13 protein-coding genes are annotated in these 14,374 nt (G+C 66.6%); 3 read left to right on the forward strand and 10 right to left on the reverse strand.

The window, feature by feature from the left end; all coding sequences use genetic code 11:
* Positions 1-17: 17 nt before the first annotated feature.
* The 4 genes from B5F74_RS02885 to B5F74_RS02900 form a co-directional block, all read right to left on the reverse strand.
* A complete protein-coding gene (locus B5F74_RS02885; RefSeq protein WP_087199871.1) occupies positions 18-2,198 on the reverse strand; it encodes an NHLP bacteriocin export ABC transporter permease/ATPase subunit in 2,181 nt (726 codons plus the stop codon).
* 10 nt (positions 2,199-2,208) lie between these two features.
* Positions 2,209-4,476, reverse strand: a complete 2,268-nt coding sequence (locus B5F74_RS02890; RefSeq protein ID WP_087199872.1) for an NHLP family bacteriocin export ABC transporter peptidase/permease/ATPase subunit — start codon at positions 4,474-4,476, stop codon at positions 2,209-2,211.
* 9 nt (positions 4,477-4,485) lie between these two features.
* Positions 4,486-4,980 carry a hypothetical protein gene (locus tag B5F74_RS02895; RefSeq protein WP_087199875.1) on the reverse strand — a complete coding sequence of 165 codons (495 nt, stop codon included), beginning with the start codon at positions 4,978-4,980 and terminating at the stop codon, positions 4,486-4,488.
* Positions 4,981-5,141: 161 nt separating this feature from the next.
* Entirely contained in the window at positions 5,142-6,773 is a 1,632-nt protein-coding gene (locus B5F74_RS02900; protein ID WP_087199877.1) for an SGNH/GDSL hydrolase family protein, read from the reverse strand.
* A gap of 362 nt (positions 6,774-7,135) precedes the next feature.
* Here B5F74_RS02900 and B5F74_RS02905 point away from each other — a divergent pair, with 362 nt between their 5' ends.
* Positions 7,136-7,654, forward strand: coding sequence for a pyridoxamine 5'-phosphate oxidase family protein (locus B5F74_RS02905; RefSeq protein WP_087199969.1), 519 nt, complete (start codon positions 7,136-7,138; stop codon positions 7,652-7,654).
* Between the two features lie 122 nt (positions 7,655-7,776).
* Here B5F74_RS02905 and rpmE read toward each other — a convergent pair whose 3' ends face one another.
* Both rpmE and B5F74_RS02915 read right to left on the reverse strand, forming a co-directional pair.
* Positions 7,777-8,205: a 50S ribosomal protein L31 gene (gene rpmE, locus B5F74_RS02910; RefSeq protein ID WP_087199879.1), complete on the reverse strand. Its 429-nt coding sequence runs from the start codon at positions 8,203-8,205 to the stop codon at positions 7,777-7,779.
* 157 nt (positions 8,206-8,362) lie between these two features.
* Positions 8,363-8,659, reverse strand: coding sequence for a hypothetical protein (locus B5F74_RS02915; protein WP_087199881.1), 297 nt, complete (start codon positions 8,657-8,659; stop codon positions 8,363-8,365).
* Between the two features lie 158 nt (positions 8,660-8,817).
* Between B5F74_RS02915 and B5F74_RS02920 the strand changes: the two genes are divergently transcribed.
* Together B5F74_RS02920 and B5F74_RS02925 are read left to right on the forward strand one after the other, a co-directional pair.
* Positions 8,818-9,105: an ACT domain-containing protein gene (locus tag B5F74_RS02920; protein ID WP_066834204.1), complete on the forward strand. Its 288-nt coding sequence runs from the start codon at positions 8,818-8,820 to the stop codon at positions 9,103-9,105.
* A gap of 47 nt (positions 9,106-9,152) precedes the next feature.
* A complete protein-coding gene (locus tag B5F74_RS02925) occupies positions 9,153-9,992 on the forward strand; it encodes an HAD family hydrolase (RefSeq protein WP_087199883.1) in 840 nt (279 codons plus the stop codon).
* A 103-nt stretch (positions 9,993-10,095) separates the two neighbouring features.
* Here B5F74_RS02925 and B5F74_RS02930 read toward each other — a convergent pair whose 3' ends face one another.
* The 4 genes from B5F74_RS02930 to B5F74_RS02945 form a co-directional block, all read right to left on the reverse strand.
* A complete protein-coding gene (locus B5F74_RS02930; protein WP_087199885.1) occupies positions 10,096-10,890 on the reverse strand; it encodes an HAD family hydrolase in 795 nt (264 codons plus the stop codon).
* A 177-nt stretch (positions 10,891-11,067) separates the two neighbouring features.
* Complete coding sequence (locus tag B5F74_RS02935) at positions 11,068-12,222, reverse strand: iron-containing alcohol dehydrogenase (RefSeq protein ID WP_087199887.1); 1,155 nt, start codon at positions 12,220-12,222, stop codon at positions 11,068-11,070.
* A gap of 3 nt (positions 12,223-12,225) precedes the next feature.
* Positions 12,226-13,290, reverse strand: coding sequence for a zinc-binding dehydrogenase (locus B5F74_RS02940; protein WP_087199888.1), 1,065 nt, complete (start codon positions 13,288-13,290; stop codon positions 12,226-12,228).
* Between the two features lie 63 nt (positions 13,291-13,353).
* A complete protein-coding gene (locus B5F74_RS02945) occupies positions 13,354-14,202 on the reverse strand; it encodes a class II fructose-bisphosphate aldolase (RefSeq protein WP_239283328.1) in 849 nt (282 codons plus the stop codon).
* Positions 14,203-14,374 lie beyond the last annotated feature (172 nt).

The following is a 14,374-nucleotide window of genomic DNA, read 5'->3' on the forward strand; positions in this document are numbered from 1 at the left end:
ACGGGCGCAACCCGCATCTACGCCTCGACGCGCTGCCTGCTCACGAGGTCGGCGAAGTACGGGCAGGTCTCCAGCAGCTCGTCGTAGGTGCCATCTGCCACGATCCCGCCCTGCCGCATGACCAGGATGCGGTCGCAGTGCCGGATCGTCGACAGGCGATGCGCGATGACGACGCGCGTGCTGCGCAGGCTGTCGAGCGAGTCGGACACGATCTTTTGCGTCACGTTGTCCAGCGCGCTGGTCGCCTCGTCGAAAAACAGGATCTTCGGCTTCGGCGCGATGGCGCGGGCGATCATGAGCCGCTGACGCTGGCCGCCCGAGATGCCGCCACTGCCCTCGGAGATGATGGTGTGCATCCCCATCGGCATGGCGCGGATATCGTCGGCGATGCCCGCCATCTCGGCCGCCTCCCACGCATCGTCCAGCGTCAGCTGGGGTGCGGAGATAACGATGTTCGAGAAAATGTCCCCCTGGAACAGCTTGACGTCCTGCATCACCACGCCGATATGGCGGCGCAGGGAGCGCAGGTCGATCTTGTCGATATCGCGCCCGTCGAAGTAGATGGCGCCCTTGCGCGGCTTCTCGAATCCGAGCATCAGGCGCATGAGCGTCGACTTGCCGCAACCGGTCTCGCCGACCACCGCGACGTATTGGCCCGGACGGATGCGTAGCGACAGGTTGTGGATGATGTCGGGACCGCCCTCGGTGTAGCGGAAGCTCACCCGGGACAGCTCGATGGAGCCGGACAGGCGCGTCACCACGCGCTTGCCCTCGGACACCTCGGGCACCTCCTTGAGCACCGGCTCGACCATCTCAAGCAACGGCTGGACCTGCGCCACCACCAGCGCGAGCGACGCGAGCTGGGCCACGCCGCCCGACACCATGCCGTACGACGAGCTGAACGCCATGTAGTCGGCGACCGCGATGCCCGCCGTCGCAGCTACATGGTAGATCACGATGTTGCCCGCAAGCGTGATGGCGGCCGTGAGCGCCGGGCCGACGACGGCGACCCTGGGCAGCCCGTACTGGCAGCTCGCCTGCTTGCGATACCCGTCAGCCCAATGGGCGAAGGCGCGCCGCTCGGCACCGGAGAGGCGAATCTTCTGGATGCCGCCGATCAGCGCCAGCACCACGCTCGAGTTCTTGGCCGAATACTGCAGCTGACGGCGCGCAAAGGAGGCCTTGACGAGGCCCGACACCGCGACGATCGCGATGTTCACCAAGGTCACGGCAAGCGACGGCAGCACGAGCTGCGGGGCGAACCCGATGGCCTGGACAAGGTACGCCAGCGAGAACACCGAGCTCAAGCCGACCGTCAGCACCATGTCGGACAGCACCGTGCAGACCTGGCGCACGCCCTGCACGCGGCTCGCGAGGTCGCCGGAGCCGTAGCGCTTGAAAAACGACGCGGGCAGCGACAGGACGCGCGCCATGACCGCCGCCTCGATCGAGACGGAAAGGCGCGTCTGCATGCGCGCGAGCACCGCGCTGCGAACGATGTTGATGAGCGAGGAGGACAGCACCATGCCCACGAGCAGCACGAGCGTCGACATCAGCGCCGTCGAGGCGCCGACGGGGATCACGGTGCCGTAGAGGAACTGCGTGATGACCGGCGTGACGAATCCGAGCAGCGTCGAGACGCCCGTGGCCACGAGGATCATGGCGTAGTCGGCGGGCGTGAACGAGTCGAGGGCGAAGCGGGCCAGATCCGCCACGCCGAGCTCGCGCAGCGGCAGGGGCCGGTAGAAGCAGATGGCCTCGCGCTGCAGTCTTTTCGCGCTTGCGGCGTCGACGTCCACCGCGCGCTGCTCGCCCCAGTCGAAATACCGGTAGCCCGCGTTCCCGTGCGGGATGAGCGCCACCGGCGACCCGTCCTCTAAAAAGCCGAGGTAGGGACCGGAGGCGTTCCTATACCAACCGTCTGTGAGCTCGACCGTGCGCCGCATGATGCCCGACGGCCGGCACAGGTACTCGATCTGGTCGTCGATGCCGCCCGGATGCGCGGGCAGCTCGCCTGCGGGCGCATGGAAGAACTTGAGGATCTCGCCGATGGCGTTGGTGGCCTTCTCCTGCTCGTTCAGCGTCTTGGCGGCGGCCTTCTCGCCCATGATGACCGAGGCGAGGTCGGCGAAGGAGTCGGAGAAGCGCTTCTCGTCGTTGCGCTTGCGCTGCTTGATCTGCTCGTCGTACAGTCCCATCTTCGCCCCCCTACTCGCTCGTGACCAGCGTGGTGTACAGCCCGCCCGCGCGGTACAGCTCCTCGTGCGTCCCGCGCTCGACGACGCGCCCGCGGTCGAGCACGATGATCTCGTCGCAGTCGCGAATCGTCGACAGGCGGTGCGCCACGACGATGGTCGTGATGCCGCGGTCGCGCACCGAGCGCATGACCTCGTATTCGGTCTTGGCGTCGAGCGCGCTGGTGGCCTCGTCCATGATGATGAGGGTCGGATCCTGCGCGAGCACGCGCGCGATCTCCAGGCGCTGGCGCTGGCCGCCGGAGAAGTCGCGGCCGCCCTCGAGGATCTTGTAGCTGTAGCCGCCGTCGCGCTCCATGATCGCATCGTGGATATGGGCGTCGCGCGCCGCCATGATCATCTCGAAGTCCTCGATCGAGCTGTCCCACATCTTGATGTTGTTGGCGATGGTGTCCTCGAACAGCACGATATCCTGGTCGACCACGGCGAGCGACCCGGTCAGGACTTCGCGCATATACGCCTCGCGCGGCTTGCCGTCGAACAGGATCGCGCCCTCCCACGGTTCGTACAGGCCCGAGATGAGCTTGGCGAGCGTCGACTTGCCGCAGCCGGAGGGACCGACGAACGCCACGCTGCCGCCCGCCTTGAGGTCCAGGCTGAAGTCCTCGATGAGCGGGGCGGCGAGGCGCGAGTAGCCGAAGGTCACGTGCTCCATGGTGAGGCAACCGGACAGCTTGTCGAAGGAGAGCCCCTCCGCGTCCGATGCCACGGCGGATGCGGGAGCAGATCCATCCTGCGCAAGGTCGCGCGCGTCCTCCGATGCCCCGGGGGCCTTCGGCGCGCCGCCCGACACGCGGACGTCGTGCACCGAGCGCTCCCCCGGCTCGGGGTCGACCGCCACCGGGTAGTCCATCACGTCCCCGATGCGCTCCATGTTCGTGCGCATCTCCTGCAGGCTCTGCGCCGTCGCGATGAGGCTTTGGCACGGCGCCAAGAAGGAGGCCAAAAAGCCCTGGAACGCCATGAGCGCGCCGGGCGTGAACTCACCCGACATGATCAGCGCGCAGCCCATCACGAGGACCACGGCGTTGGCGATGCCTTGGACGAGGGCCGGGATCTCGCCCAGAAGCTGGTTCACGCGATGGACGTGCACCTCGGAGGAGTTCACCGACGCCTGATAGCCGGCCCAGCGCGCAAAGAAGCCGTTCTCGGCGCCCGACGACTTGATGGACTCGATCATCTCGATGCCCGCCACGGTCGTGCTCGCCAGCTTGCCCTCGTCGCGCATCTGCACGCGCGTGATGTTCGTGCGCTTGTTCGAGACGATGCGCGAGACCGCGGCGTTGATGACGGTCGTCGCCAGGCCTACGACCGTCAGGACCACGCTGTAGCGCAGCATGACGACCAGGTAGAACACGAGCATGATGAGGTTCAGCGCCGCCGGGGCCACAGCGGAGATGAGCGTGGAGGCGATCGTCGCGTTGGTCGCCTGACGCGACGCGATGTCGCCCGCCATGCGCTGCGAGAAGAACTCCATGGGCAGGCGCAGCACGTGCCACATGAAGGTCGCGTTGCCCACGATGGCGAACTTGCCCTCGATTCGCTCCATGCAGACGGCCCGCACGATGCTCACCGCCGCCTGGACCACCACGACGCCCGCCATGAGCGCCAGCAGCGGATAGAGCCAGTCGGGGTTGTCGCCCGTGAGGATGCGGTCGGTGAAGACGCGCGAGAACACCGAGGTCATGATGCCCGTCGCGGTGACGATCAGCGTCGTCGCGATGACGATGGCGAACGCCGGCGCCGAGCCGCGCAGGCGCTCGCGCGCGAACCCGAGCACGCTGTGGGGCTTGCCGCCGGGCTCGAACGCGGGCCCGGGCTTCATCATGAGGCAGATGCCCGTGAACGCCTGGTCGAACTCCTCCATGGTCACCGTCACGCTGCCGCGCGCCGGATCGGCGAGCACTGCGCGGTCGCCCTTGAAGCCGCACAGCACGACGAAGTGGTTGAAGTTCCAGTGGAGGATGCAGGGGAACTGCCCGTGCTCGCGCAGCGCCACAGGCTCGAAGCGATAGCCCTTGGCCTCGAGCCCGTAGGCCCGCGCGGCCTTGAGCAGGTTCGCGGCGTTCGAGCCGTCGCGCGAGACGCCGCAGTCGAGCCTCACCTGCTCGAGCGGGACCCATTTCCGGTAGTATGCGAGCACCATGGCCAGGCTGGCGGCGCCGCATTCGAGCGCCTCCATCTGCATGATGATGGGCACGCGCGCGATCGTGTTCGCCATGGCCCTCCCCTAGCTGCTCAGCAAAAACGATATGGGGCTCACCGAGCCCGTCGTGATGTAGACCTGGTAGAGGTGCCCCGGCTCGAGCGCCCCATCGACATCGATCTGAACCGGGATGCTCCAGTCGGACGTGACCACGCTGTCGCGGGCGTAATCGCTCGTCAGGCTCTGCGAGACCTCCTCGACGGAAAGCGGCAGGTCGTCCACCGCGGTGACGGCGCCGTGCTCGCCGGTCGAGAGCTCCACCGTCATGCCGGGGGCCACGTCCACGGCGTCCTCGGTCGACAGGTAGCATGTGAGTCCGCCGCCGTCCTCCACGGCCACGGCCTCCACCCTCGTGGGCACCGTGCCCGCAACGGACCAGATGAGCACCGCCACGACAAAGGCCGCGGCGGCGGCCAAGGCGATCCAGACGCTCGGCTGGGACACCTTGATGTAATCGTTGAGCTGCTCCGGGGAAGAAATGCGCTTGAGGCTCTTTTCCCTGAAGAGGCTTGACGCCATGTACCTACACCTCCGCACCGATACCCGACAGCCGACACAATGGGATAAGCATACCGCGCATCCGCCGCGCACCGAAGGCGCCGGGCGAGACGCGCCCTAAAATCGCCGAGACCCGCCTCGCGGGGCATCATGCCGTGCGAAGCGGGTCGGTCGGCGCATCCCTATATCCTCAGCACCTGGCTCAGGGCGCTCCAGAGGACCTCCTGCCCCAGGCGGTTGGGGTGCGTGCCGTCGGTATAGAAGGCCTCCAGCGGCAACCCCTCGGCAGAAGCGACGTAGCGGTACGCATCGTAGAGCGATCCGAACGCCCAGCCGTGCTCGGAACACAGCGACCTCAGCGTGCTCGAGACCTCGGCGAGCGAGAAGTTGTAGGCCTCGCGCACGACCGGCATGCTCGACAGCACGATCATGCGGCCCTGGTAGCGCTCCGCCACGCGCGTGAGCAGCTCCCCGGCATACCTGCGGAAATCCGCCAGCGTCTCGGTGCGGTCGTACGCCCCGCGGTCGTTGGTGCCCAAGATGACGATGGCCGCGTCCTCGTCGCCCAGCGCGTCCTCGCCCAAGCGGTTGAAGAAGTTCATGCTCCCCCTGCCGCTCACGCTTGCGTTCACCATGGTCGCGCCGCGGGCGGCAAGCGCCGAGCGCAGGCGATTCGCCGCGCAGTCGACCGACGCGGACGGCTCGTAATACGACTCGCCGTCGAGGGAGAACAGGAGGTTCTCGGAGCCCGGGACGAACCCGGGAGCCCCCAGACCGGCCATGATGCTGTCGCCGAGGATGCGCACCGAGTCCACCCCCTCGGAGCTCAGCAGCGTGTCGAGGGGCAGCGCGGACGCGAACCCGGCGGGGATCGTCGTGGAGGGGCGCTGCTGGCCGCCAGCGAACGCGCCGGTATAGGGGTCGAAGCGGTACCAGGTCTGGCCGATCAGGCAATCCCCGTGGACCATGGTTCCTGCGGGCCACGAGTAGTACACGGTCTTGTTCTGGGACGCGAGGTAGTGCCAGCCGTACGTCACCGCGCCCGTCACCTCGTCAAGGTAGTACCAGCTGCCGTCGATACCCTGCTCGCCGTAGAGCATCTTTCCGGTGGTGTAGTCGTAGAACACCCACTTCTGGCTCTGCTCGATATAGCGGAAACCTTTGGCCATCTCACCGGTTATCGGATCGAGGTAATACCAGCCGCCGTAGCGGAAGTCCTCGCCCTTGACCATGTGGCCCTCGCCGTCGTAGCGCACCCACTTGCCGCGGGAGCGGTCCTCGTTGGAAACCGGGATGAACACGTCCTTGTCCGTCGCCATCGTGCCGTCGGCGTCGAACCAGTACCAGGCGTCCGTCCCGGGGTCGTAGACCTGCTTGTCGCGGGCCATGACGCCGTCGTCGTACCAGTAGCGCTCGCCCGCCCATACCGACCAGCCGGTGCCTCCCGCAGGAGCCTCGGGCCCGGTCTGATCGGGGTTGTCGGGGTTGTCAGGAGTCTCGGGCGTATCCGGATCCTCCGGATCATCCGCATCTCCCGGCGCATCCGGGTTCTCGGGATCGACCGTATCGGAGCCGCCGTCGGTGTCGGGATCTTCGGAGCCGGGCAGTTCGGCGTCGGCGTCGCCAGCGGAATCGTCGCCTGCCGGCAGGTCGTCGGCGGCATCTTCCGCATCTGCGGGCGCGGGCGCGCCGATCGCCGGAGCCGTCTCATCGGCGGCGAACGCGGAAACGGGCGCGAGGGCCCCGGTCGCGCAGAGCATCAGGCCGCAGGTAACCGCGAGGCTCGCTCGCAGGGAAAGGAATCGAACAGACATATGTCCCCTTGTCGTGTGGATTACCAAGCCACCATTATAGTTGCTTTCGAATAAGGCGGCCGAGCGGCGGCATGAGCTCGACGCGTTCCCCAGAACACCCACGCTGCGAACACGCGGTCGCGCCGCCACATAGCATCGGGAATGGTCTGCCAAGGTGGGTCAATGACACAAACTAGGCAATTTGGCACGCTAACAGCTTCTGCTGGCCCCCTTTAGCGTGTCAAACTGCCCAGTTTGTGTCATTGACCCCCTGACGCCTTCACGAAGGGGTTGCGCGATCCATCCCGCGCTTGGAGCGTCTCACTCCACCGACGAGGCGCTACCATGGAACCATCGTGCTCCGCGACGACCAGGGAGGAACCATGCGCCCCATGCGACTCGGCAAACGCGCCGTCACCGACCCCGCGCAGATACGCGCCATCATCGAGGCATGCCAGGTGTTGCGCCTCGGCGTCGTCGATGCGGAAGGGATGTTCATCGTCCCGGTGAACTTCGGCTATGTGTGGGAGGCCGATCAGGCGCTCCCCTGCTTCTACCTGCACTCCGCGCGCGAGGGCCGCAAGGCGGACGCGTTTTATGCGGGCGGGGACCGCGGGGTGCCCGTCGCGTTCGAGCTCGACTGCGACCGGGGCAACATCGTCGGCGACTACAGCTGCGCATACTCGCGCTCCTATGCAAGCATCATGGGCAACGGCACCGTCCGCGCGGTCGAGGACGAGCCCGAGCGCCGGTGCGCCCTCGAGCGCATCATGGAACACGCCGCCCCGGGCTCCACGGCATCGTTCTCGTCGGAGGGGCTCGCACGGGTCGCCATCTTCCGTCTCGACGTGAACGAGCTCACCGCCAAGGAGCGCAGACCGAAGGAAAACCGCGAGCCATAAGAGTGCAAATCGGGGACGTACCTTCCGCGTGCACAAGTGCACGCGGAAGGTACGTCCCCGATTTGCAAAAAAGGGTCCCGCGTGGCGGGACCCTTTTCAGCTCGAAGCTTGTGCAGCAGATGCTACTCGGCAGCGGCCTCAGTGGCCTCGGCCTCGGCAGCGGCCTCCTCGACGGGAGCCTCAGCAGGGGCCTTGGCAGCCTCGGCGGCAGCCTTCTTCTCGAACTCGGCGGCACGCTTGGCCTTGGCAGCGGCCTTGGCCTCACGCTCAGCAGCGCGCTTGGCCTGCTCCTCCTCGGCCTTCTTGGCACGAGCGGCCTTCTTGGCGGCCTCGCGCTCGAGAGCGGCCTGGGCGGCGCCACCGAACTTGTCGGCGAAGCGCTGAACGCGTCCGCCGGTGTCGACGAACTTCTGCTGGCCCGTGTAGAACGGGTGGCACTCATTGCAGAGCTCGACGACGATCTCGGACTTGGTCGAGCGGGTCTTGAAGGTGTTGCCGCAGCTGCAGCGCACCGTGCACTCGACGTACTCCGGATGGATTCCAGACTTCATGGCAGGGCTCCTCTTCTTCGTTGTCCTGGTTACCAATCAGGACATAAGGGGTGTCTTGGTTTCCGACCAAGACAAAACAGCCTGCCTAGAATACCACATCCGCATCATGGCCACAAAAGGCACACGCAACGCTGCCTGCAGGCACGCGGACCGCACGTCAGCCCCGCCGCCCCGCCCGCGCGAGCGCCACCGCATCGAGCGCGAGGACGATGATGCCCAGCACGATCGAGCAGAGCACGAACGCATCGGCCGTATCGAGAATCGCCGCGAGGTCGCCCGTCTCGGCCTCGCACTTGAAGTACACGACCGTCAGGGCAACCGAGGCCAGAGCCGCGGCAAAGCTCGCGAGCACGCAGACCCGCGTCCCCCGCTGCAGGATTGCGCCCGCGGCGGCGAGCGCGACCGCGAGCACGCCCAGGACGATCTGCGCCAATGAAATCCCGACCGTCTCCATGGCCCCTCCCATCGCTCGACTACCCATCATCCTACCCAGCACCCCCCCTCATACGCTTCATCACAATGTCTCGCACACATTGCCCGCCGTGCCCGCACGCGTTGCCGCCAATCGGTACAATGGGGTCGCATATTCACCGCATAAGAGAAGGGTCCCCCATGGCCGAGACCGCATCCAACCGTATCGTCATCACCGTGCTGGGCAAGAACCGTCCGGGCATCGTCGCCGGCGTCACGCGCGTCCTGGGCGAGGCGAACGTCGACATCCGCGACATCACCCAGTCCATCCTCGACGACATCTTCACCATGACCATGCTTGCCGACATCTCCGCGTCCAAGCTCGACTTCCACGAGCTGCAGGGCGCGCTCACCGAGGCCGGCGAGCTCTCGGGCGTCACCGTGACCGTCCAGCGCGAGGACGTCTTCAACTTCATGTACCGCCTGTAGAGCCAAAAGGTCCGCGCAGCCCCCGCGCGCCTTACGAAAGGGACGCCATGATTGTGTTTTCCGACATGGACGGAACGTTCCTCACGAGCACCAAGGCCGTGAGCGCACGCTCCCTGGAAGCGCTCGACGCGCTCGCCACGCGCGGCATCGAGTTCGTCCCCTGCACGGGGCGCGCGCTCGTGGGCATTCCGCCCGAGGTGCTCGGCCACCCGGCGGTACACTACGCCATCAGCTCGAACGGGGCGGTCGTCAGCAGGCTCGACCCCGAGAACAAGACCGCGGACGCGGCCACCGCGCTACGCCTGGTCCCCCTGGCGCCCGAGAGCGCCCTTGCGGTCTGGGACATCGCGCGCGACCACGACGTGACGTTCGACATCTTCGCCGACGGCCACAGCTACCTGCGTCGCGACCTGTACGACCGCATGGCGGAGTTCGTCCCGGACCCGAGCACGCTCGCATCCATGCGCTGGAACCGCACGCCTGTCGACGAGGAGCCCGAGCAGACGATCGCGCGCGTCGACGCGCTCGAGCGCCTCGCCATGTACTGGTACGACCCGAGCGACCGCGACGCCATCGTCGAGGCGCTCCGCCATGTCGACAACATCACCGTGACCCGCTCCTACCCCATGAACATCGAGGTCATGGACAAGGATGCGTCCAAGGCGGCATCGATGGCGTGGCTGTGCGAGCAGCTGGGCATGAGCGCCGCCGATGCCGTCGCGTTCGGCGACAACTTCAACGACATGAGCATGATCGAGCTTGCGGGTCTCGGCGTGGCCGTCGCGAACGCCGAGACCGAGGTGCGCGAGGCGGCGGACATGTGCTGCGCGAGCAACGACGAGGACGGCGTGGCCAGCGTCATCCTCGAACGCCTTAGCGCCTGCTGATGGGTTCGTTGGGGATGGGTTCGTTTGAACCCATGAAGGGGCGCTGGCCGTGCATGTCGCCGGCCAGCGCCCCTCCGCCTATCTATTCGGCCCCCTTTTTCAGTTAGCTCAAGCTCTCCAGCACGCGGCGCAGCTCCGCCTGCACGGCATGGTCGCGGTTGCAGCCGACCACGCGATCCGCCACGGCGCGCAGAGCGGGGCGGCCGTTCGCCATCGCGCAGCCGCATCCGACGAGACGGATGATCTCGTAGTCGTTCATGGAGTCGCCGAAGGCCATGACCTCCTCGGGCGCGATGCCGTAATGGTCCATGAGCTGCGCGATGCCGGTCGCCTTCGACACGCCCGCCTGCATGGCGTCGATCCACGCATTGCCCGAAGGCGCGAACACGAACTCGTCGCCCAGCTCGCGCGACAGCACGTACGCGTAATCCATCACCGCGCCGTCGTCGCAAAACACGCTCGCCTTGATGATGTTGACCTCGGCGCTCGGCAGCTCCCAGATCCGCTCGACGTTTGGAAGGTCCTTGTCGACCTCGCGCACGAACTTGCCCTCGTCGTCGAGCAGGTAGGACTTCGTGCGGTCGAACAGCGCCAGGTGCAGGTTGTCGAACATGCCGACGGTGCGCGCCAGCCTTTTTATGGCCAGGTGCGAATAGACCTCGCGGTCGACGAGCTCGCCTTCCGCATACACCTGCGCGCCGTTGGACGCGACGAAATCCATCAGGTCGACCACGGGCTCGAAGAACTCGCACAAGCGGTCGTAGCGACGGCCCGAGGAGGCGGCGAAGCGCACGCCCTTCTCGCGCAGTGCGCGGATGAGGTCATAGGTCTCGGGCGGCACTTGGCTGCGCTCGTCGAGCAGCGTGCCGTCCATATCGGATGCGATGAGTTTGATCATAGGGGCATTCCCTTCATTTCCTATCCTTTAGCACACTGTGGGGCTTCCTACCCAAAAACAGCCCGGACCTAACAGGAATCCGGGCTGTCTGACCATACCTTTACGTCTTCATGACACGCGCGTGGCGCACAGCGGCGCCAGACCGGCTGCGCTCGCGCCGGACGACACCATGGACGCCTATGCGCTGATGAGGCAATCGTAGATGGCCTCGAGGTCTGCCGCGCAAAGCGGCTTGATGGTGTTGGAGGGACTGCCGCTCGCCATGGCGTCGGCCGCCATCTTGGGGATCTGCGCCCGAAACGCGGCCTCATCGATGCCGTGTTCGCGCAGCGTCGGGATCCGCAGCTCCTCGAGCAGGCCCTGCAGCGCGTCGAGCAGCTCCAGGGCGGCCGCCCGATCGTCCTCGGCACGGCTCACGCCGGCATCGCGCGCGACGGCGGCGAACTGCGGATAGGCCCCGTCGACCACGAAGCACAGACACTCGAGCACGATCATCGCGTTCGACAGGCCGTGCGGCACATGGAACAGCGCGCCGATGGGCCGGCTCATGCCGTGCACGATCGTGACGCTTGCGTTCGAGAAGGCGATGCCCGCCTCCGTCGCGGCGATGGCCATCTGCTCGCGCGCCCCCACGTTCGCCCCATCGCGCCAGCACGCCGGCAGGTTCGCGAAGATGCGCCTGATGGCGGAGACCGAGAAGGTGTAGCTCATCGGCTGCATCCTTCTCGATGTCGCCGCCTCGAGCGCATGGCACAGCGCGTCCACGCCCGCGTAGGCGGTGACGTCGGCCGGCGCCGTGAGCGTGAAGCGCGGGTCCACGATGGCGACGTCCGGCATGACCGAGGGACCGGCGAGCAGCATCTTCACGTCATCGCGCGTGTTGCTGATGATGGTGAACCGCGTCACCTCCGACCCGGTTCCCGCCGTGGTGGGAATCGCCACGAGCGGCGGCCGGTCGCAGGCGATCTCAGCGCCCATCTGGTCGTCAACATCCGCGTCGAGGGCGACCATGCAGGCGATGGCCTTCATGGCGTCGATGGGGCTGCCGCCGCCGAGCCCGATGTACATGTCGCACGGCCAGGCCCGGGCGCGCTCGACCCCGCGCGCGACCATCTCGTCGGTCGGCTCGCCGGTGATCTCGCTGAACGCCTCGCACGAGATGCCGACCGAGGCGAGCGCGCCTGTCAGCACCTCGAGATTGCCGAGCGATACCATCAGCGGGTCGCATACCACGAAGGCGCGCGTGCCGAACGACCGCAGCACCTCAAGCGACGCCTCGAGCGCGCCCTCTCCCGTCACGATGCGGCCGGGCACGGTGAATTGATGGGCCATCTGTCACTCCTTCCCCATGATGACGGCGGTGCGGTAGCCGCCGGGCTGCACGGCGCGCTCGAAGGCCGCCGTGATGTCGTCGAACGGATAGCGGGCGCTCACGAGCGTCGACACGTCGATGATGCCCTCGCCCAGAAGCCGACACGACTCCTTGAAGTCGACGTAGTCGGCCATAAGGGTCCCGTAGAGCTCCATCTTGCCGTAATGGATCTTGTTCACGTCGACGCCGACCTCGGGCGCGGGGTAGCCCGCCGCGAAGAAGAGCACCTTGCCGTGGAACTTCTTGAGCATGGCGAAAGCCTGCTGGTCGGCGAGCGTGAGGCCCACGGCGATCACGACGCTGTCGGCCCCGCGCCCGCCGGTGCGACGACGGACCTCCTCCACGGCGTCGCACGCCGAGCCGTCGACCACCTCGAGCCCGAGCCGCTCGGCCACGCGGACCTTCTCGGGGCTCACCTCGGTCACGATGACGCGCGCACCGCTGCGCGCCGCCACGAGTGCGTTCAGCACGCCCATGGTGCCCGCGCCGATCACGACGATCGTCTCGCCCTCGTGCGGGTCGATCTTGCGCAGACCGTTCACCACCGTCGCGAGCGGTTCCAGGAAGCCCGCCTCGGGAGCCGGGATGCGATGCGCGAACCTGTAGATGGACTCCTGCGACTGCACGACATACTCGGCGCAGCCCTCGTAGCGTCCAAAGTAGCCGTCGTCCCACTGCGTGTCGTAAGACTTCACGCCCGGAGCCTCCGAGGTGCGGCCCGCGCGGGCCTCGTCCGAATAGGGGTCGTACTCGTGCGAGCCGCCCACGAAATCGCCGGGCTCGATGCCGCGCACTGCCTCGCCGACCTGGAGCACCTCGCCCGCCCACTCATGGCCGAACGTCATGGGCAGCGGGCGGTTTGTCCGCTTGCCGCTCCACAGGCCGAATTCCGAGGTGCACAGGTTGCACGACAGGATCTTGACGAGCACGTCATGCGGAGCGAGGTCGCGCAGGCGGCGCGTGACGATCCGGGCGTCACGGACGCCTGCGATGATGGCCGCGCGGGTCTCGGTGACGATGGGTTTCATGGTCTCCCCTTTCTGCCGCCGCGACCTCACGCCCGGCGGCGCACAACAGTTGCGAAGGCGGTATCAGATCCTGCCGGCCGAATCGAACAGCCTGATGTAGTGCATGAGCTTCTGCTGATAGCCGTCACGGCAGCTGTCCTCCATGACCTGGGCGGGCTTCTTCTTGACGCTCGCCTGCGCGCGCTCGGCGAGCTCGCGCTCGAGCGCATCGAACCACGCTTCGCCCAGCTCGGTGTACAGGTTCACCTTCTGCACGCCCGTCTTCACGGCACGGCGCAGGTTGTCGTCGCCGGTACCCGAGCCGCCGTGCAGCACGAGTGGGATATCGAGCATGCCGCTCAGGGTCTCGAGCAGGTCGAACTCGAGATGCGGCGTGCCCTTGTAAGTGCCGTGCGACGTGCCCACGGCGACCGCGAGGCAGTCGACGCCCGTGCGCTCGACGAACGCCGACGCCTCCTCGGGGCGCGTGAGGCCGGCGTCGCGGGTCTGCTCGTACTCCGCTCCCACGCCGACATGCCCGAGTTCCGCCTCGACCGAGACGCCGACGGCATGGGCGATGCGCACGACCTCCGCGGTCTGGGCGACGTTCTCCTCGAACGGAAGCGTCGAGCGGTCGACCATAACGGAGCTGTACCCCGCGCGGATGGCGCGCATGATGTGCTCGAACGGCCCGCCGTGATCGAGATTGAGCGCCCAGGGGATCCTGGGGTGGCGCGCCCCGACGAAGCGCACGATCTCGCCGGTCACCTCGATATCCATGGCAAAGCCCACGTCGAGGACGATGGGCGCGTCGAGTTCCTCGGCCGCGCGAAACGCCGCCTTGACGCTCTCCTCGTTGTACACGTTGGGCGCCGCGACAGCATATCCGCCCCGCTTCGCCTCGATGAGCAGATCCCGCATCGGCTCGAGCATGACAATCAGTCCCCCTCTGATCGCTGAGAGCTGTATGACACTTTAGAATTTATATCTGTTGAGCGGTTACTGCAAGCATTTATAGCAACTTTCTCAAACTTGAATTGTAGTTTCTAAAGTCTTTTCTGAAAAACGAGGCGAATACTCGGGAGGTCTTTTAGAATTTCAATGA

The sequence above is a fragment of the Collinsella sp. An271 genome (assembly GCF_002159695.1).
Taxonomy (GTDB): Bacteria; Actinomycetota; Coriobacteriia; order Coriobacteriales; family Coriobacteriaceae; genus Collinsella; species Collinsella ihumii.

Coding starts and splice junctions, on each gene's coding strand:
- B5F74_RS02885 (WP_087199871.1), bottom strand. CDS start 2,198: ATGGGACTGTACGACGAGCAGATCAAGCAGCGCAAGCGCAACGACGAG.
- B5F74_RS02890 (WP_087199872.1), bottom strand. CDS start 4,476: ATGGCGAACACGATCGCGCGCGTGCCCATCATCATGCAGATGGAGGCG.
- B5F74_RS02895 (WP_087199875.1), bottom strand. CDS start 4,980: ATGGCGTCAAGCCTCTTCAGGGAAAAGAGCCTCAAGCGCATTTCTTCC.
- B5F74_RS02900 (WP_087199877.1), bottom strand. CDS start 6,773: ATGTCTGTTCGATTCCTTTCCCTGCGAGCGAGCCTCGCGGTTACCTGC.
- B5F74_RS02905 (WP_087199969.1), top strand. CDS start 7,136: ATGCGCCCCATGCGACTCGGCAAACGCGCCGTCACCGACCCCGCGCAG.
- rpmE (WP_087199879.1), bottom strand. CDS start 8,205: ATGAAGTCTGGAATCCATCCGGAGTACGTCGAGTGCACGGTGCGCTGC.
- B5F74_RS02915 (WP_087199881.1), bottom strand. CDS start 8,659: ATGGAGACGGTCGGGATTTCATTGGCGCAGATCGTCCTGGGCGTGCTC.
- B5F74_RS02920 (WP_066834204.1), top strand. CDS start 8,818: ATGGCCGAGACCGCATCCAACCGTATCGTCATCACCGTGCTGGGCAAG.
- B5F74_RS02925 (WP_087199883.1), top strand. CDS start 9,153: ATGATTGTGTTTTCCGACATGGACGGAACGTTCCTCACGAGCACCAAG.
- B5F74_RS02930 (WP_087199885.1), bottom strand. CDS start 10,890: ATGATCAAACTCATCGCATCCGATATGGACGGCACGCTGCTCGACGAG.
- B5F74_RS02935 (WP_087199887.1), bottom strand. CDS start 12,222: ATGGCCCATCAATTCACCGTGCCCGGCCGCATCGTGACGGGAGAGGGC.
- B5F74_RS02940 (WP_087199888.1), bottom strand. CDS start 13,290: ATGAAACCCATCGTCACCGAGACCCGCGCGGCCATCATCGCAGGCGTC.
- B5F74_RS02945 (WP_239283328.1), bottom strand. CDS start 14,202: ATGCTCGAGCCGATGCGGGATCTGCTCATCGAGGCGAAGCGGGGCGGA.